Origin of the sequence: Nigerium massiliense, from assembly GCF_000826085.1 — a bacterium.
Classification (GTDB): Bacteria; Actinomycetota; Actinomycetes; order Propionibacteriales; family Propionibacteriaceae; genus Propioniciclava; species Propioniciclava massiliense.
Genome location: NZ_CCYM01000002.1, coordinates 309,472 through 326,133 on the forward strand (window position 1 = coordinate 309,472; position 16,662 = coordinate 326,133).

The following is a 16,662-nucleotide window of genomic DNA, read 5'->3' on the forward strand; positions in this document are numbered from 1 at the left end:
GCGTCGTGCGCAACCATCGTCACCACTCCTCGTGGGTGTTGGGGTCCCAGGCGGCGTGCTCGCCGAGGTCGAGGGTAGCCAGGTCGGTCATGTCCTGGTCGGTCAGCTCGAAGCCGAACAGGTCGGCGTTGGCGTGCCGGCGTTCGGGGTTCTTGGACGCCGGGATCACCACGCAGCCCTGCTGGACGGCCCAGCGCAGAATGACCTGGCCCTTGGTGACGCCGATCCGGTCGGCGATCTTCTTGACGACCAATTGCTCCATCGTCCCCTCCTTCTGCCCGAGCGGGCTCCAGCCCTCGACGACGATCCCGCGCTCGCGGCAGAAGGCGCGCAGTTCCGTGCGGGCGAGCGCCGGGGACAGCTGGATCTGATTGGCGACGGGCCACACGCCGGTCGCGTCGTGCAGCTCGGTCAACTGCTGCGGCAGGAAGTTGGAGACGCCGACGTGACGGACGAGTCCCTCGGCCTGCAGGTCGAGCATCTCCTGCCAGGTCTCCAGGGCGAGGCCGCGCGAGGGGTTCGGCCAGTGAATGAGCAGCAGGTCCACGTAGTCCGTCGCGAGGCGACGCAGCGAGTCGGTGAGGCCGTGCCGGGTGTGGCCGCGGCCCTGATCCATGCCGGCGATCTTCGTGGTGAGGAAGATCTCGGCGCGGTCGACGCCGCTGCGGCGGATGGCTTCTCCCACCGCTCCCTCGTTCGCGTACTGCGCGGCGGTGTCGAGCAGGCGGAAGCCCTCGCCGATCGCCTGCGCGAGGGTGTCGGCGAGCTCGTTGCCCTTCGCGATGAGGGTTCCGGTGCCGACCTGCGGGATGCTGCCGCCATCGAGGAGCGGCAGCTGGGGAATCGCGGGAATGGTCATGGGGCCATCTTCGTCCGCGTCCTGCCGCGAGCCAACCCTCTGGGGCGCGACGAGGCGCCCCTACACTTCCCCGGATGACCCTCACCGAGCTCGTCGCGTGGCTGACCCGACCCGGCCGTGCGGCCGTCCTCATCGACGGCGGCTCCGGCTCGGGTAAGACGTCGTACGCGCACCGGCTCGCAGAGGAATGGCCGCGTCCGGTGCAACTGGTCTCCCTGGACGCGCTCTACCCCGGCTGGGACGGGCTGGCCGCCGGCGCCGCGGCCGTCCCCGGCATCCTGTCCCCCCTCACCCCCGGATACCGCACGTGGGACTGGCGGCGCGGCGCGCCCGGCGAGCGCGTCACCCTCGACCCGACGGTCGACGTCGTGGTGGAGGGCTGCGGTTCGCTGACGCCGGCGAACCGGGCGCTCGCGACGGCCGCACTCTGGCTCGACCTGGACGCCGCCGAGCGTCGCCGGCGCGCCCTCGACCGCGACCAGGACGCCTACGTCCCCTACTGGGACCGCTGGGCCGCGCAGGAGGCCGAGCACTGGGCGGCGCACCGCCCCTGGGAACTCGCCGATGCCGTGGTCGCCGACGGCGTGATTACCCGCCCGCCCCTCGATTGGGCACAATGGGCCGCGGGTCGTTGAGGCCCACGCCTCCGTAGCTCAGTTGGTAGAGCGCCCGCCTTGTAAGCGGATGGTCGCGGGTTCGAATCCTGTCGGAGGCTCGTGAACTCCAAACCGCTGAGCCGATGGCAGCAGACGATCGAGCGGAACCCCGCGCACTCCCAGTGGTACATCGAGCGTTTCAAGGCGATGGCCGCCGAGGGGCGCGACCTGGTCGGTGAGGCCCGCCTCGTGGACGCGATGGTGGGACGCGGCTCGACCATCCTGGACGCGGGCTGCGGCCCGGGCCGGCACGCGCACTACCTGCACGAGCGCGGCCACACCGTCGTCGGCATCGACCTCGACCCCGCGCTCATCGCCGCCGCCGAGGCCGACGCCCCCGGCCCGCGGTACGTGGTGGGCGACCTGTACGACGTGGTCCTGCCCGACGATGTCCCGTCGTCCTACGATCTCGTCTTCAGCGCAGGCAACGTGATGGGCTTCCTCCACCCGGACACCCGCCGCCCGGTGCTGGCGAACATCGCCGGCTGGCTCGCCGACGACGGGCGCGCGGTGATCGGTTTCGGCGCGGGACGCGGCTACGACTTCGCCGAGTTCGTCGCCGACGCCCGCAGCGTCGGCCTGGAGCCCGAGTCGCTGTTCAGCAGTTGGGACCTGCGTCCGCTGCAGGACGACTCCACGTTCCTGGTCGCGGTGCTGCACCGGGCCTGACGCCCGCGGTTCAGCCGGTGGGCGCCGCGAAGCCGTCTCGACGGCTCAGGGCTCCTCGGCGACGATGCTGTCGGCCTCGGATTCGAGGCCGTCCTTCTTCTGCTGGCGCGAGCGCCAGACGGCGACCGCGACCATGCCGACCAGGATCGCGATCGAGACGTACCACAGGTAGCGGCCGTAGTCGTCCAGCAGGCGCACGGCCGGCTCACCGATCCAGTAGCCCAGCGCAATGTATCCCGCGCTGGTGGCCAGCGCCGAGCAGAACCCGACGATGAGGAACTTGCGCAGCGTCGTCCCGGCGGCCCCCAGCGCGGCGTAGATGACGCCCGCCGGCAGCGGGATGGGCAAGAAGGTCGCGACGATCGCGATCGTCTCGTAGCGGTGGGCGAGGTTCCAGGCCCGGTCGTAGCGGCGCCGGGTGCGCTCGGAGTGGCCGGACGTCCAGACGTCCACGATGTTGCGGCCCCACAGCTTGCCGGCCCACCAATAGATCCAGTCGAACTTCATCGACATCAGCGTGCCGATCAGCAGCACCACGGGCCACCAGCGGTCCCCCACCGCGGTCAGCGCGCCCACCATCACCAGGCCCGTGCGGTAGCCGAGCGAGCCGAGCACGTGCGGGGCGAGCCCGAGCATCACGGGGCGCAGCGGGAGCATCACCAGCCCGTACATCGCCACGACGCCGAGCGCGCTCAGGCAGGCGTAGTCGGCGCGGCCGGGCTTGTGCCGCCACGGCAGGCTCGGGTCGTCCCACCACTCCTGGGGCTCGCCCGGCTCGTCGGGGCCACGGGGCGCATCGCTGATGTCGCGGGGCTCGTCGCTCACGCGGGCGAGCCTACCGCCGGGCCTGGACGCGTCCGGGACCCCGCCCGACACCACCACCCACAAGGGTGTTTGCATATGTGACGCAATCGCTTCTGCCCGTGGTCTAATACCCGCCAGGAATGTCCCCATTCCTGGATTTTCCACAACGGATCGTCGGGCACGTACCTGCCCGTGGAAAGGGAAATGACCATGGCCACCGTTTCGTTCAAGGACGCCTCCCGCGTCTATCCCGGCGCCGATCATCCGGCCGTCGACAAGCTCAACCTCACCATCGGCGACGGCGAGTTCATGGTGCTCGTCGGGCCGTCGGGCTGCGGCAAGTCCACCTCCCTGCGCATGCTCGCGGGTCTCGAGGAGGTCAACTCCGGAAGCATTCTCATCGGAGACCAAGACGTCACCAACCTGCCGCCGAAGGACCGCGACATCGCGATGGTTTTCCAGAACTACGCGCTGTACCCGCACATGACCGTCGCCGACAACATGGGTTTCGCGCTCAAGATGCAGGGCGTGTCCAAGTCGGAGCGTGAGCGGCGCGTGGGCGAGGCCGCCAAGCTGCTGGGCCTGGAAGACTTCCTGACCCGCAAGCCGAAGGCCCTGTCCGGCGGCCAGCGCCAGCGCGTCGCGATGGGCCGCGCCATCGTCCGCCAACCCCAGGTCTTCTTGATGGACGAGCCGCTGTCGAACCTGGACGCCAAGCTGCGCGTCTCCACCCGCACCCAGATCGCCGCCCTGCAGCAGCGTCTGGGCGTCACCACCGTCTACGTCACCCACGACCAGGTCGAGGCCATGACGATGGGCGACCGCGTCGCGGTCATGAAGGACGGAATCCTGCAACAGGTCGCCAACCCCCTCGAGCTGTACGACACGCCCCGCAACCTGTTCGTCGCGGGCTTCATCGGCTCCCCGGCCATGAACCTGATCAAGGGCAAGGTCGCCGACGGCGGCGTTCAAGTCGGCGACTACGTCGTCCCCGTCGAGCGCGAGGTCTTGGCGCGCGCCCAGGGCGACGACACCCTCACGATCGGCATCCGCCCCGAGCACCTGGGCAAGTCCGACGACAGCCAGGGCATCGCCGTGGATGTCGCCGTGGTCGAGGAGCTCGGCGCCGACTCGTACCTGTACGGCTCGCTGGCCGGGCTGTCCGAGGAGGAGCGCCTCGCCGGGCCGCAGATCGTGGCCCGCATGACCTCGCGGCACCCGATCGACCGCTCGGCGCCGGTCCGGCTCAAGCCGACCGGCACCGTCCACGTGTTCTCCAACAGCACGGGCGAGCGCCTGAGCTGACGAGCTGACGCCACGGCGGCTGGGGAGCCGGGTCACTCCGCTCCCCAGCTGTCACAATGGGGCGATGCCCCGGTTCCTCTCAGCCAAGCCCGACTCCCGTCTGCTGCCGCTGCCCTGGAACGTCCCCCTCGACCGCTGGCCGCGCGAGCATCTGGTCGCGCTGCCGCGCGGCATCTCGCGCCACGTCGTCCGCTTCATCCGGGTCGACGACGAGGTCTATGCCGCGAAAGAACTGACGGAGCCGACCGCCTTCCACGAGTACCGGATGCTGCAGGACCTGCACCGGCTCAACACCCCCGCCGTGGAGCCCACCGCCATCGTCACGGGACGCGCCGACGACCGCGGGCGTCCCTTGGATTCGGTGCTGCTCACCCGGCACCTGGAGTTCTCCCTGCCCTATCGCTCGCTGTTCCACTCCGGTGTGCGGCAGGAGACGGTGTCGCGCCTGCTGGACGCGATGGTCGTGCTGATGGCCCGGCTGCACCTGATCGGCTTCCTGTGGCGGGACGTCTCCCTGTCGAACATCCTGTTCCGCCGCGACGCCGGCGCGTTCGCCGCCTACCTGGTCGACGCCGAGACCGCCGAACTGCACCCGCGCCTGTCGGACGGACAGCGCAGCCACGACCTCGACATCGCGATCGTCAACCTGTTCGGCGAGTTCAGCGACCTGGAGGCGGGCCAGTTGCTGGACGAGTCGCTGGAGCCCGAGGCGCTGGTGCGCCAGATCGAGGCCCGCTATCACGCCCTCTGGTCGGAGTTGACCGGGCGCGAAGAGTTCTCCTCCGGGGAGCTCTACCGCATCGAGAACCGCGTCCGCCGGCTCAACCAGCTGGGCTTCGACGTCGCCGAGCTCGACATCTCCACGGCGGCGGACGGCTCGACCGTCCAGATCCAGCCGAAGGTCGTCGACGCCGGGCACCACTCGCGCCGGCTCATGCGCCTCACCGGGCTCGACACCGAGGAGAACCAGGCCCGCCGGCTGCTCAACGACCTCGACACGTACCGCGCCCGGACGAACCAGGGCGACGTGCCCGAGTCCGTCGTCGCCCACGAGTGGCTGACCCGGTGCTTCGAGCCGGTGGTGACGGCGATCCCGCCGCACCTGACAGGCAAGCGCGACCCCGCGCAGATCTTCCACGAGGTGCTCGACTACCGCTGGTACGCGTCCCAGCGGGCCAACCGAGAGGTGCCGCTCACCGACGCCGTCCAGGGCTACATCGCGGACGTCCTGACCGCGCTGCCCGACGAGGTGACCGGCTCCGTCGCTCAGGGCGACGATCACGCGCGTCACCAGCTGAACCCCTACGACCCGTCCGAGGGTTACGCCGAGGACCTCGAGGCGCCCCCGCACGACCCGTGGGACGCCGACGCGCTCGACCCCGACACCGAAGTGCTGCCGGCCGTCCTCGACATCGAGGCCCTGCGCCGGCGTCAGAAGGGCAAGTAGCCGCCTGCCCGTCCGGCCAGACCTGCCGGCTCGGCCGGGGCCGCGCCGGGGCGTCCCTATAGGATGAGCCGGTGACCTTCCACCTGTATGACACCGCGACCCGCTCCATCGTGGAGTTCACCCCGCTCGTGCCGGGCGAGGTGTCGCTGTACTGCTGCGGGGCCACCGTGCAGTCGTCCCCGCACCTGGGCCACGTGCGCAAGGAGGTCAACTTCGACGTCCTGCGCCGCTGGCTCGAGCACTCAGGCTACCGCGTCACCTACGTGTCCAACATCACCGACATCGACGACAAGATCCTGGCGAAGTCGGCGGAGGCCGGGCGGCCGTGGTGGGCGCACGCCTACCTCTACGAGGGCGTCTTCCATCGCGCGTTCGACGCGCTCGGGGTGCGCCGGCCGACGTACGAGCCGCGCGCGACCGGGCACATCCCCGAGATGATCGCCCTCGTCACGACGTTGATCGAGCGCGGGCACGCCTACGCTGCCGACGACGGCTCCGGGGACGTGTACTTCGACGTCCGTTCCTGGCCGCGCTACGGCGAGCTGTCGGGCCAGCGCGTCGACGAGATGGAGCCGGCGCTCGACGCCGACCTGCGCGGCAAGCGCGATCCGCGTGACTTCGCGCTGTGGAAGGGCGCCAAGCCGGACGAGCCCGCGACGGCGTCCTGGGATTCGCCGTGGGGACGCGGCCGTCCGGGCTGGCACCTGGAGTGCTCGGCGATGTCCGGGCGCTACCTGGGCGACGCGTTCGACATCCACGGCGGCGGCCTCGACCTGCGTTTCCCGCACCACGAGAACGAGCTGGCGCAGTCCGCGGCGGCCGGGCGCCCGTTCGCCCGGTACTGGATGCACAACGCCTGGGTGACGATGGCGGGCGAGAAGATGAGCAAGTCGCTGGGCAACACCGCCGACGTCTTCGAGGCGGTCAAGGCCCACGGCGGACGCGCCGTCCGGCTCTACCTCGCCGGCCCGCACTACCGCTCCGCGATCGAGCTGTCGCCGGAGTCGCTGGCCGAAGCCGAGGCGCAGCTCGACCGCATCGACTCGTTCCTCGGCCGCGCCGCCCGGGTCGCCGGCCCGGCGACGCATGACGGAGCCGTCCCGGACGCCTTCGCCGCCGCCATGGACGACGACCTCGGCACCCCCGGCGCGCTGGCGGTGCTGTTCTCGACGATCCGCGAGGGCAACTCCGCGCTGAGCGCCGGGGACGCCGAGGCGCTGCAGGCGGCACGCGAGGCCGTGGTCGCGATGCTGGACGTCTTCGGGCTAGACCCGGATGCCCCCGAGTGGGCGGCGGAGGGCTCCTCGGACGACCTGGAGCCGGTCGTCGACGGCCTGGTCGCCGCGCTGCTCAAGGAGCGTCAGGAGGCCCGCGCCCGCAAGGACTACGCGGCCGCCGACGCGATCCGCGACACCCTGAACAACCTCGGCCTCAAGGTCGAGGACACCCCGACCGGCGCTCGTTGGAGCCTCGAGAAGTAGGAGCACCATGCCAGGAAACAGCCAGCGCAAGGGGGCCGTCCGCAAGCGCGGCAAGGGCGTCGGTTCGACGGGACGCACCGCCGGTTCGGGCGGACGCGTCCGCCGCGGCCTCGAGGGCAAGGGCCCCACGCCGAAAGCCGAGGATCGCCCCTACCACAAGGCCTATCGCAAGCGACGCCCCGACGAGCCCGGCAAGTCCCCCTCGTCCTCGCGGCGCGTCCAGCAGCGTCCGGGCAGTCCCGGCGCCGACTGGGTGATCGGGCGCAACCCCGTGCTCGAGGCGCTCGAGGCTGACCTGCCGGTCAAGCGCGCCTACCTGGCCGAGGGCGTCGAACGCGACTCCCGGCTGGCCGACATCTTGAAGATCGCGGCGGAGCGGTCGATCCCGCTGCTGCAGGCGTCCCGGCCCGAACTCGACAAGCTGACCGGTGGGGCCGTCCATCAGGGCGTCGCCCTGCAGCTGCCCGAGTTCGAGTACGCCCATCCCGGCGATCTCATGGCGGACGCCCTGGAGCGCGAGGACGCCCCGATCGTCGTGGCGCTCGACCAGATCACCGACCCGCGCAACCTGGGGGCGATCATCCGGTCCGCGGCGGCGTTCGGCGCGTCCGGGGTGATCGTTCCGGAGCGACGCTCGGCGCACATGACCGCGACGGCCTGGAAGGCGTCCGCGGGGGCGGCGTCCCGGGTGCCGGTGGCGCTGGCCGGCAACCTGAACCGCACGCTCAAGGAGTACGCCGAGGCCGGGTTCGTCGTGACGGGTCTGGCCGGCGAGGGCGACACCGACATCGCGGACATCCCCGGCGCCGACGGCCCCGTGCTGCTCGTCGTGGGCAGCGAGGGCGAGGGGCTCGCCCGGCTCGTGCGCGAGAACTGCGACGTGCTGGCGTCCATCCCGATCAGCGCCGACACCGAGTCGCTCAACGCGAGCGTCGCGGCGTCCATCGCGCTGTACGAGATCTCCCGCAGCCGGCAGGCCGACGGCTCCGACGCCTGAGGAGCCGCTGGCCCGGCTCACAGCACGACCAGAACCAAGGCGAGCGCCGCGCGGATCATCCGCGCGGCGCTCGTGAGCTCGGGCTGGAGGGTCAGCCGCAGACCTGGTGCAGGTCGCCGGCGTAGGCGATCGGGGCGGGCGCGCCGACGCACAGCGAGTTCGTGACGCGGGCCGGCTGGCCCCCCTCAGGCCTGACCGGCGGCGCCTCGCCGTAGACGCGGCTCTGGGCGCCCAGCAGCGACGTCCACATCGGGGGCGCCGAGGCGACGACCACCTTCGTGTCGTTCGGGTCGAGTCCGGCGAAGCCGGCGAAGTCACGGAAAGCCTCGTCCCGGCCCATCGTCGCGTCGATGAGCTTGTTCTCCTGGGCGCGCTTGGTGTCGAACATGAACGCGCCGTACGTGTTGCGGATCGTCGCGGCCGGGATCTTGCGGTGCTGGGAGACCCAGTTGACGAAGTTGGCATACTCGTTGGCCAGCCCGGCGGTGTAGTTCTGCCGTTCCTCGGCCGAGATCGGCCGGTAGGGGTTGCCGAAGTCCTTGCCCTTGCCCTGGGTGAGGTACTCGCTGGTGATGCCGCCGGTCGTGGTGACGCCCGGGGTCAGCAGCGTGCCCGAGGTGGCGGTGACGTTCTTGTACTGCTCGAAGGGCCCCATGATGATGCCGATGCTGCCGACCAGGGAGCCGTGATCGGCGATGATCTTGTCGGCGTTCGCCATCGTGTACATGCCGCCGGACGCCGACATGCCCTGCACGTAGGCGACCGCCTTCTTGCCGGTGCGCTTCTTGTAGCGTTCGACGGCGTCCGCCATCGCCCGGGAGCCGTTCACGCTGCCGCCCGGGGTGTTCATCAGCAGGATGATGCCGTCGGCGTCCTCGGGCTTGAGCTTGTCGATGACCTGGGCGACCTCGTAGCCGTACGTCCCGGTGGAGAGCGCGCCGCCCTCGCCCGAGTCGGCCATGATCACGCCGTTGACGTTGATGGCACGCAGCTTCTTCGTGGCCCCGTCGGGGCCCCACAGCGTCTTCGTCGACTCGATCGCGGTCTGGTTGGCGCCCGCGAAGGCGCTGGCGGCGCCCATCATCATGAGGGTGGTCAGCAGCGTGCCGAGCAGGCTCAACACGAGCAGCGTGCCGACGAAGCCCAGCCCGGCCCCCGTGCCGATGCCGAAGCCACGGGCGAAGCCGCCGCGCTCCTTGGCCGGCGGGGCCTGCGGGGGCGGACCGGGCGCGTAGCCCTGAGCCCCGGGCGCGTAGCCCTGCGGCCCGGGGGTGAGCGGCGCCGGATGGGCACCTCGTCCGCGATCGGGCGGCAGCGGTCCCGGGTTCGTGGACGACTGCGGCGGCCGGCCCGCGGGCCCGGCCTGCTGGCGGGACGGCTCGGCCTGCTGCCTCCCGTGGGGCGCCTCGGCCGTCGGCGGGTCCTGCGGATGGCTCGCGTCCGGCGGGTTGTCAGGGCGCTCCTGGGGACCGGGCGCTTGGTCGGGGTGGGTCATGTCGGGCTCCTTCGTCACGGCTGTGGCTCGACCCTAGCCGTGTCACCCCTGCGGGGGATCGATCCCGGCCGGACGGCCGCCGTTAACCCGCGCGTCGTTGTCCCGGGTTGACCCAGGCCCTACGGTACGGGTCATGCCCGATCTGTTGACCACCCGCGCCCAGCTCGCCGACGTCCTGGCCCAGCTGGCCGATCTTCTCGACGCCATCGGCCCGGCCGGCTCCACCGAGCCGACGCCGTGCGAGGACTACTCGGTCAACGAGCTGCGCACCCACGTCGTGTCGTGGCTCACGGCCTTCTCCGACGGCATCGTGGACGCCGACGGCACCGTCTCCGACCCCGAGGGCGTCCGGGTCTCCGGCAGCGGCGGCGACCAGGTTCGCCGCGCCGCGGACCTGATCGACGCCGCGCTCGCCGGCGGCGCCGACCACGCCCTGGTGCTCGGCGGGAACGACCTGCCGATGGACGTCGCCCTGCCGATGATCCTCGGCGAGTACCAGGTGCACGGCTGGGATCTCGCCGTCGCCACGGGCAACGCATGGCAACCCGACGAGGCCGGCCTCGAGGCGTCCCTGCAGTTCTTCCCCGCCATGCTCACCGAGGACGCCCAAGGCGAGGGCAAGACGTTCAAACCCCGGGTCCCGGTTCCGGACGACGCGTCCGCCCTCGACCGGCTGCTCGGGCTGACCGGCCGCAATCCCGCCTGGGCACCCTGACCCACCCCGCCGCGCCAGCGCGCCAGCCGGTGTGGCGTCCGGACGCCGGGTGACCGCTGGCCCACGAGCGGGCCCGGTTCGCTAGATTGACGGCCAACACCGTCAGCGAGGAGTGCCCCGTGAACGACATCGCCGCCACCGCGTCCAGCGCCTACGCCCAGGCCCTGTCCATCATCGAAAGCGTCGAGCCCCGGATCAGCGGCGCCATCACGTCCGAGCTCGCCGACCAGCGGGCGTCCCTCAAGCTCATCGCGTCCGAGAACTACGCGTCGCTGGCCACGCTGCTGACGATGGGCAACTGGCTGAGCGACAAGTACGCCGAGGGCACCATCGGGCACCGCTTCTACGCCGGGTGCCAGAACGTCGACACGGTCGAGTCCGTCGCCGCCGAGCACGCCCGGGAGCTGTTCGGCGCCGAGTACGCCTACGTCCAGCCTCACTCGGGCATCGACGCCAACCTGGTGGCCTACTGGGCGATCCTCAACAAGCGCATCGAGTCGCCGGCGTTGGAGCGCCTGGGTGCCAAGACGGTCAACGACCTGTCGCACGACGACTGGGAGTCGCTGCGCCACGAGTTCAACAACCAGCGCGTCATGGGCATGAGCCTGGACGCCGGCGGTCACCTCACCCACGGGTTCCGGCACAACATCTCCGGCAAGATGTTCGAGCAGCGCTCCTACGGAACCGATCCCGAAACGGGGCTCATCGACTACGCCCAGCTCGAGAAGGACGCCAAAGAGTTCAAGCCGCTGATCCTCGTCGCTGGCTACTCCGCCTACCCGCGCCGGGTGAACTTCGCCACGATGCGCGAGATCGCGGACTCGGTCGGCGCCACCCTCTTCGTCGACATGGCGCACTTCGCGGGCCTGGTCGCCGGCAAGGTGTTCACCGGCGACGAGAACCCGGTGGGCCACGCGCACGTGATCGCGTCCACCACCCACAAGTCGCTGCGGGGCCCGCGCGGCGGCTTCCTGCTCTCGGACGCCGAGTACTCCGACTCCATCGACAAGGGCTGCCCGATGGTGCTGGGCGGACCCCTGAGCCACGTGATGGCGGCCAAGGCCGTCGCGTTCGCCGAGGCACGGACGCCGGACTTCCAGGTTTACGCGCGCAACGTCGCCGACAACGCGAAGGCGCTGGCCGAGGGCCTGATGAAGCGCGGCGTGAAGCTCGTCACCGACGGCACCGACAACCACCTCTGCCTGCTCGACGTGACCACCTCGTTCGGCCTCACCGGACGCCAGGCCGAATCGGCGCTGCTCGACGCGGGCGTGGTCACCAACCGCAACTCCATCCCGCGCGACCCGAACGGCGCCTGGTACACCTCCGGCGTCCGCATCGGAACCCCCGCGCTGACCTCGCGCGGCTTCGGCGCGGACGAGTTCGACAAGGTCGCCGAGCTGATCGTGGGCGTCCTGACGGAGACCTCCCCGGTCACGGCGTCCACCGGCAAGCCGGGCAAGGCGAAGTACACCATCGCCGAGGGGGTGGCCGACCGCACGAAGGCCGCCGCCGACGAGCTTCTGGACGCCAACCCGCTGTACCCGGGACTCGAGCTCTGAGCCACGCCGTCCTCCTGCGGACCAGGCCGGCTCTGCACGCCGGCCTCGTCGCCCCGCCTGGCGCTGGCCCCCGACCGGTCAGCGGGTGAAAAGCTCGCCCTGGATCGTCCGGACGAAGTTCGACAGCGAGCCCGGCAGGTCGCGCAGGTGCCAGCCTGCCGGTCCGTGGTACCAGTCAAGGTCCTCGCTGTCCTCGGCCTCGTCGTCGTCCGCGGCGACCAGCCCGTCGATCCAACGCTGCGTCCCCCCCAGCACCACCGCGTACGGCAGCACCCGGGACAGCTCGGCGTAGGCGCGGCCGCCCTGCATCTCCTCGATCGGCTGGGTCAGCAGCTGGCCGCGCAGGATCCCCAGGCCCTGAAGCACGCCGGCGCCCTTGGCCGTCCGCGCCGGCATCGCCTGGGCGACGAACATCAGGCCGAGCGCCAGCGCGACCAGCACAAGCGCCAGCAGGCCGAACTCGGTGAACGCGATCAGCAGCGCCCCGCCGATCAGTGTGAGGACGAGCGCGATCCAGCCCGCGCGCGCCCAGGTGGTGCGGGTGGAGTCGGGGCGCACGGCGAACCAGCCCTGGTGGACGACCTCGGCGTACAGCTCGTCCTGCACCTGGTGGGACGCCTCCCGGACGCGCCCGATCGCGTCGTGCAGCGGCTGCGCCTCCCCCTCGGGCGCCAGCGCGTCGAGCAGGGTCCGCTCATAGGGGCGCAGCGCGTCCACGCCGGTCCGGCGCGTCAGTAACCACTCGGTGGGCTTGAAGCCGGGATCCCGCGGCATCTCGGTGATCAGCAGGTGCCCATGCACCGCGAGGTCGAGCATCGTGGCAGTGATGTCCACCGGGTCGACGCGCTCGTCCACGAGCGTGCCCACCTGACCGGGGCGGACGTCCTCGTCCATCCGGAAGGCGCTCTGCCCATCGCCCACGGGACGGAAGCCGCCGACCATGATCGGATCCGCCTGCGGTCCGTCGTCGCGCCCGAAGCGGCGGTGCATGAGCCAGAAGAACAGGGCGCCCAGCAGACCCGTTCCGACGGCGGCCCCCAGGGGCAGCGGGGAGACCGAGAACGCGTGGTCGAGGGTCCACCGGCGCTCAAGATCCTGATTGGGCTTGACCACCGAGTTCGGGAACCGGATGACGACCTGGACGACCTCGCCCGCGCCGCGGGGGCCGTCGTGGAAGGCCGGTTCGGACTGGTCGTGGGTGCCGCCGGTGAAGTTGGCGCAGACGGCCGGCGCGGCCGGGGAGCCGGCGCGGCAATCGATCATCGTGAAGGGGCCCGGCACGGCGATCGTCGCGTCGAAGCTACGCACCGGCAGGTTGAGCCCCTGCAGCAGCCGCCAGCTCACCGTCGTGGTGCCGTCGCCGTTGTCGAGCGCGGCGCCCTTGACCTTGTACGACAGCCGCACAGGTTGGTTGCCGCTCAGCGGGACGGTGACCAGCTCGTAGTCGCCGTCCGTGCTGACGTTCGGGGTGACGGCGGTGCCACCCACCGTGGCCGCGACGTCGGTGATCTCGAACTCGTAGCGGCGGTCGCGTCCCGACTCCAGGGCGGTCGCGAACCGCTGGCGCAACTCGGAAGCGCCGTCGGGGGTGATCGTGGCCTCGACGCTGAGGACGCCGTCGGGCGCGACGGACCCGTTCACCACGTACGACGCGATCTCGTCGGCGGCGTGCGCGGGGACGGTGGAGAATCCGATCAGGCCGGCGACGGCCAGCACGATCGCGGCCCAGGTGCGGACCAGCATGCGGTGGGCAGTGGATGTCACGGGGGCGAACCTATCGCACTAGGGTGGGCCGGGTGAGTCGACAGCAGTGGGGACCTGCGCCGCGTCCGGGCCGGTCCGGCTATCCGATGCCCGGCGGGACGCCCCGGCCACCGCAGGGCTGGCAGAGCGCGCCGCCGTGGCAGGGCAACGTCGGGCAGCTCCAGCAGTGGGGCCCGCCCCAGGGTGGCCCCCGGTCGCCGCAGCCGTGGCCGCCGCCCGGCCGACCCCAGCGTCCGCGTCGCCGCCGCAGCCTGTTCGGTTCGCTGGTGCGCCTCGCGCTGGTCATCCTCGCGATCATGTTCATCTCCGCGACGCTGCGCAGCGTCACCAGCGGCCCGGAGACACCCAACTCGCCGGGCTCGTCGGACGCCCCCGCGTCCGGGCCCTATGTCAACGAGGAGTACACGCCTCCGCCGCCCGACATGAACCCGCCGGAACTGCCGATGCCGGACACGGTCGGCCAGGCCGAGAACTACGTCACCAGCAACACCGTCTACAACCAGTCCATCCCCTCGCCCACCGCGTGCAAGATGAACTCCCTCGACCCGAATGGCGCCTCGAAGGCCGAGCTCGAGACGCACCTCAACCAGCTCATGGGCTGCCTGATGGCCGTCTGGGAGCCGCCGCTGAAGGCGGCGGGGTGGCAGCTGCCGCGTCCGCCGGTGACGGTCTACAGCTCGCCCGTCCGGACGGCCTGCGGCGTCATGCGCGAGGTCAACGCGGCCTACTGCGCCGGTGACCAGCGGGTCTACTACGCCCAGCCGCTGCTGAGCGCCTTCCCCGAGGAGGTGCGCACCACCCCGTACGCGGCCGAGACGATCATCGCCCACGAGTTCGGGCACGCCGTCCAGGCGCGCAGCGCGATCCTCATCTCCGAGAAGGCGCTGGAGCAGCGCGCGTCCAAGAACGAGGGGCTGGTGATGTCGCGGCGCACCGAGACGCAGGCGGACTGCTTCGGCGCCCAGTTCGTCAGGTCCGTGGCGCAGAGCCAGAACCTGGACGCCGCGCGTCTCGCCGGCCTGCAGCGGCTCACCTACAACATCGGCGACGACGTGCTGAGCGGCCAGCCGAACATCAACGAGGGCCACGGCCTGGGCCGCAGCCGCGAAGCGTGGTTCACCCGCGGACTCGGCAGCGATCAGATCGCCGCCTGCAACACCTTCACCGCGCCGGCCTCCAGCGTGCGCTGAGCGTCAGACCGCGTAGACGAGGGCGGTCGCCACGGCCGCGACGCCCTCGCCGCGTCCGGTGAGCCCGAGCCCGTCGGTCGTGGTGGCCGCTACCGTCACGGGGGCCCCGAGAGCCTCGGACAGCACCCGCTCAGCCTCGGCGCGGCGCCCGGCCAGGCGCGGCCGGTTGCCGATGATCTGCACGGCGACGTTGCCCACCTCGAAGCCCGCGGCCCGGACGCGCCGGGCGCACTCGGCCAGGAACGCCATGCCGTCCGCGCCGGCCCACGCCGGGTCGCTGGTGCCGAAGTTCGAGCCCATGTCTCCCAACCCAGACGCCGAGAACAGCGCGTCACAGGCCGCGTGAGCGGCGACGTCGCCGTCGGAGTGCCCGGCCAGCCCGGCCGGCTCGTCGGGGAAGAACAGCCCCGCCACGTGCAGGGGGACGCCGTCGGCGAGCTGGTGGACGTCCGTGCCGACGCCGACGCGCGGAACGATCACGACCGGTCTGCGGAGGCGATCGCCTCGGCGATGACGAGGTCGAACTCGGTGGTGATCTTGAACGCCAGCCGGTCCCCGTCGACCAACGTCGCGACGCCGCCGGCGAACTCGTAGGCCGCGATGTCGTCGGTGACCGGGACCCGGTTCTCCTGGATCAGCGCGTGCGCCTCCAGCAGCGCGTCCCGTTCGAACCCCTGCGGGGTCTGGACGGCCCGCAGCGTCGAGCGGTCGATCACCGCGGACCCCACCTCGGTGAGCTGCCGGATCGAGTCGACGACCTCGGTGATGGGCGTGACCGCGGGGGCGCCCCCGCGGACGGCGGCGACGACGTCCTCCACCACGCGCACCGGGACCAGAGCCCGGGCCGCGTCGTGCACGAGGACGATCTCAGCGGCGGACAGCTCCTCGTCGCCCTGCAGCGCCAGCAGGCCGTTGCGGACGGAGTCCTGCCGCTCCGCCCCTCCGGTCACGATCCGCACCGGGATGGGCGCATCGGCCAGGACCCGCTCGAACGACTCGACCGCGGGCTCCGCGACAACGACGATCGCGGCCGCACAGCCCCCCGCGGCGAGCTGCCGGACCGAGCGCACGACCAGCGGGAGGCCGCCGACCGTGCGCAGCGCCTTGGGGACGTCACCACCCAAACGGACGCCAGAACCGGCCGCCACCACGATGGCGACGACCGGTCCGGATGAAATGCTGATCGACGGCATGCCGGTCAGGACGCGAGGACCTCATCGAGCATGGTCTCGGCCCGGTCTTCCTCGACCTTCTCGGCCAGCGCCAGCTCGGACACCAGGATCTGACGGGCCTTGGCCAGCATGCGCTTCTCGCCGGCCGACAGGCCACGCTCGCGCTCGCGGCGCCACAGGTCGCGGACGACCTCGGCGACCTTCATGACGTTGCCCGAGTGCAGCTTCTCGAGATTCGCCTTGTAGCGACGCGACCAGTTCGTGGGCTCCTCCGTGTGTGGCGCGCGCAACACGTTGAAGACACGCTCAAGGCCGTCGGCGTCGACGACGTCACGGACCCCCACCAGGTCGAGGTTGCAGGCCGGCACACGCACCACCAGGTCGTTCTGCCCCACGATGCGCAGCACAAGATAGAGGCGATCTTCCCCCTTGATCGTGCGGGTCTCGATGTCTTCAATGACAGCCGCCCCGTGGTTTGGGTAGACAACTGTTTCCCCGACAGTGAAAGTCATGTGTTCAGATCCCCTCTCCGACGACCATTCTAGC

The 16,662-nt window shown here is 71.2% G+C and carries 16 protein-coding genes and 1 tRNA gene; 10 read left to right on the forward strand and 7 right to left on the reverse strand.

The genetic code is table 11. The annotated features are described in order from the left end of the window. Positions 1 to 19 precede the first annotated feature (19 nt). Entirely contained in the window at positions 20 to 859 is an 840-nt protein-coding gene (locus tag BN1187_RS02895) for an aldo/keto reductase (protein ID WP_040158552.1), read from the reverse strand. Between the two features lie 74 nt (positions 860 to 933). On the opposite strand from BN1187_RS02895, the gene BN1187_RS02900 reads away from it, so the two are divergent. From BN1187_RS02900 to BN1187_RS02910, 3 genes are all read left to right on the forward strand, one after another. Then, positions 934 to 1,494 carry a nucleoside/nucleotide kinase family protein gene (locus tag BN1187_RS02900; protein ID WP_052462217.1) on the forward strand — a complete coding sequence of 187 codons (561 nt, stop codon included), beginning with the start codon at positions 934 to 936 and terminating at the stop codon, positions 1,492 to 1,494. Between the two features lie 7 nt (positions 1,495 to 1,501). Further along, a tRNA-Thr gene (locus tag BN1187_RS02905) sits at positions 1,502 to 1,574 on the forward strand. 1 nt (position 1,575) lies between these two features. Then, positions 1,576 to 2,184 carry a class I SAM-dependent methyltransferase gene (locus tag BN1187_RS02910; protein ID WP_040159815.1) on the forward strand — a complete coding sequence of 203 codons (609 nt, stop codon included), beginning with the start codon at positions 1,576 to 1,578 and terminating at the stop codon, positions 2,182 to 2,184. Between the two features lie 45 nt (positions 2,185 to 2,229). Here the strand turns inward: BN1187_RS02910 and BN1187_RS02915 are convergent, their stop codons facing one another. After that, a complete protein-coding gene (locus tag BN1187_RS02915; RefSeq protein ID WP_052462218.1) occupies positions 2,230 to 3,009 on the reverse strand; it encodes a DedA family protein in 780 nt (259 codons plus the stop codon). Positions 3,010 to 3,198: 189 nt separating this feature from the next. Here BN1187_RS02915 and BN1187_RS02920 point away from each other — a divergent pair, with 189 nt between their 5' ends. From BN1187_RS02920 to rlmB, 4 genes are all read left to right on the forward strand, one after another. Then, the gene (locus BN1187_RS02920) at positions 3,199 to 4,293 is read left to right on the forward strand and encodes an ABC transporter ATP-binding protein (RefSeq protein WP_040159819.1); all 1,095 of its coding nucleotides are present in this window, start codon (positions 3,199 to 3,201) and stop codon (positions 4,291 to 4,293) included. Positions 4,294 to 4,357: 64 nt separating this feature from the next. Further along, the gene (locus tag BN1187_RS02925; RefSeq protein ID WP_040158554.1) at positions 4,358 to 5,740 is read left to right on the forward strand and encodes a DUF4032 domain-containing protein; all 1,383 of its coding nucleotides are present in this window, start codon (positions 4,358 to 4,360) and stop codon (positions 5,738 to 5,740) included. A 71-nt stretch (positions 5,741 to 5,811) separates the two neighbouring features. Beyond that, positions 5,812 to 7,221 carry a cysteine--tRNA ligase gene (gene cysS / locus BN1187_RS02930; RefSeq protein WP_040158556.1) on the forward strand — a complete coding sequence of 470 codons (1,410 nt, stop codon included), beginning with the start codon at positions 5,812 to 5,814 and terminating at the stop codon, positions 7,219 to 7,221. A gap of 7 nt (positions 7,222 to 7,228) precedes the next feature. After that, entirely contained in the window at positions 7,229 to 8,218 is a 990-nt protein-coding gene (gene rlmB / locus BN1187_RS02935; RefSeq protein WP_040158559.1) for a 23S rRNA (guanosine(2251)-2'-O)-methyltransferase RlmB, read from the forward strand. A 91-nt stretch (positions 8,219 to 8,309) separates the two neighbouring features. Here rlmB and BN1187_RS02940 read toward each other — a convergent pair whose 3' ends face one another. Further along, the gene (locus tag BN1187_RS02940; protein ID WP_052462219.1) at positions 8,310 to 9,713 is read right to left on the reverse strand and encodes a S49 family peptidase; all 1,404 of its coding nucleotides are present in this window, start codon (positions 9,711 to 9,713) and stop codon (positions 8,310 to 8,312) included. 133 nt (positions 9,714 to 9,846) lie between these two features. Here BN1187_RS02940 and BN1187_RS02945 point away from each other — a divergent pair, with 133 nt between their 5' ends. Next, entirely contained in the window at positions 9,847 to 10,428 is a 582-nt protein-coding gene (locus BN1187_RS02945) for a TIGR03086 family metal-binding protein (RefSeq protein ID WP_052462220.1), read from the forward strand. A gap of 119 nt (positions 10,429 to 10,547) precedes the next feature. Then, positions 10,548 to 11,990, forward strand: a complete 1,443-nt coding sequence (locus BN1187_RS02950; RefSeq protein ID WP_218184556.1) for a glycine hydroxymethyltransferase — start codon at positions 10,548 to 10,550, stop codon at positions 11,988 to 11,990. 78 nt (positions 11,991 to 12,068) lie between these two features. On the opposite strand, the gene BN1187_RS02955 is transcribed toward BN1187_RS02950, so the two are convergent. Then, a complete protein-coding gene (locus tag BN1187_RS02955) occupies positions 12,069 to 13,754 on the reverse strand; it encodes a DUF2207 domain-containing protein (RefSeq protein WP_147675056.1) in 1,686 nt (561 codons plus the stop codon). 32 nt (positions 13,755 to 13,786) lie between these two features. Between BN1187_RS02955 and BN1187_RS02960 the strand changes: the two genes are divergently transcribed. Next, positions 13,787 to 14,944 carry a neutral zinc metallopeptidase gene (locus tag BN1187_RS02960; protein WP_157754729.1) on the forward strand — a complete coding sequence of 386 codons (1,158 nt, stop codon included), beginning with the start codon at positions 13,787 to 13,789 and terminating at the stop codon, positions 14,942 to 14,944. A 3-nt stretch (positions 14,945 to 14,947) separates the two neighbouring features. On the opposite strand, the gene ispF is transcribed toward BN1187_RS02960, so the two are convergent. Genes ispF through BN1187_RS02975 form a run of 3 tightly spaced genes read right to left on the reverse strand, consistent with a single transcriptional unit; the run spans position 14,948 to position 16,628 of the window. After that, positions 14,948 to 15,424 (reverse strand): 2-C-methyl-D-erythritol 2,4-cyclodiphosphate synthase, encoded by a 477-nt coding sequence (gene ispF / locus BN1187_RS02965; RefSeq protein WP_040158573.1) that lies wholly within the window; start codon positions 15,422 to 15,424, stop codon positions 14,948 to 14,950. Then, positions 15,421 to 16,137 (reverse strand): 2-C-methyl-D-erythritol 4-phosphate cytidylyltransferase, encoded by a 717-nt coding sequence (ispD, locus tag BN1187_RS02970; protein WP_040158576.1) that lies wholly within the window; start codon positions 16,135 to 16,137, stop codon positions 15,421 to 15,423. Before ispD ends, ispF begins: the two co-directional genes overlap by 4 nt. A gap of 5 nt (positions 16,138 to 16,142) precedes the next feature. Further along, positions 16,143 to 16,628 carry a CarD family transcriptional regulator gene (locus tag BN1187_RS02975; protein ID WP_040158578.1) on the reverse strand — a complete coding sequence of 162 codons (486 nt, stop codon included), beginning with the start codon at positions 16,626 to 16,628 and terminating at the stop codon, positions 16,143 to 16,145. Positions 16,629 to 16,662: the final 34 nt, after the last annotated feature.

What these genes read in the sequence shown, in the direction of transcription:
- BN1187_RS02895 (WP_040158552.1), bottom strand. Translation starts at nt 859, where the DNA reads ATGACCATTCCCGCGATTCCCCAGCTGCCGCTCCTCGATGGCGGCAGC.
- BN1187_RS02900 (WP_052462217.1), top strand. Translation starts at nt 934, where the DNA reads ATGACCCTCACCGAGCTCGTCGCGTGGCTGACCCGACCCGGCCGTGCG.
- BN1187_RS02920 (WP_040159819.1), top strand. Translation starts at nt 3,199, where the DNA reads ATGGCCACCGTTTCGTTCAAGGACGCCTCCCGCGTCTATCCCGGCGCC.
- BN1187_RS02925 (WP_040158554.1), top strand. Translation starts at nt 4,358, where the DNA reads ATGCCCCGGTTCCTCTCAGCCAAGCCCGACTCCCGTCTGCTGCCGCTG.
- rlmB (WP_040158559.1), top strand. Translation starts at nt 7,229, where the DNA reads ATGCCAGGAAACAGCCAGCGCAAGGGGGCCGTCCGCAAGCGCGGCAAG.
- BN1187_RS02940 (WP_052462219.1), bottom strand. Translation starts at nt 9,713, where the DNA reads ATGACCCACCCCGACCAAGCGCCCGGTCCCCAGGAGCGCCCTGACAAC.
- BN1187_RS02945 (WP_052462220.1), top strand. Translation starts at nt 9,847, where the DNA reads ATGCCCGATCTGTTGACCACCCGCGCCCAGCTCGCCGACGTCCTGGCC.
- ispD (WP_040158576.1), bottom strand. Translation starts at nt 16,137, where the DNA reads ATGCCGTCGATCAGCATTTCATCCGGACCGGTCGTCGCCATCGTGGTG.
- BN1187_RS02975 (WP_040158578.1), bottom strand. Translation starts at nt 16,628, where the DNA reads ATGACTTTCACTGTCGGGGAAACAGTTGTCTACCCAAACCACGGGGCG.